Annotated in this window: 1 protein-coding gene; it reads left to right on the forward strand. The window is 72.2% G+C overall.

The genetic code is table 11. The features are described from left to right. Positions 1-255 (forward strand): methyl-accepting chemotaxis protein (locus JHD63_RS23655; protein ID WP_233168579.1); only part of this gene is annotated, 255 nt, incomplete at both ends.

Consider the following 255-nt stretch of genomic DNA (forward strand, 5'->3'; position numbering starts at 1 on the left):
AGGCCTCGCGCCGCATCACCGACATCATCGGCGTGATCGACAGCATCGCCTTCCAGACCAACCTGCTGGCGCTCAATGCCGCGGTGGAGGCCGCGCGCGCCGGCGAGCAGGGCCGCGGCTTCGCCGTGGTCGCCAGCGAGGTGCGCAGCCTGGCGCGGCGCAGCGGCGAGGCGGCCAAGGAAATCAAGAACCTGATCGGCGCCTCCGGCGCCAAGGTGCAGGCCGGCGCCTCATTGGTGCAGACCGCGGGCAGCA

Source organism: Xylophilus sp. ASV27 (genome assembly GCF_016428875.1).
Classification (GTDB): domain Bacteria; phylum Pseudomonadota; class Gammaproteobacteria; order Burkholderiales; family Burkholderiaceae_C; genus Xylophilus.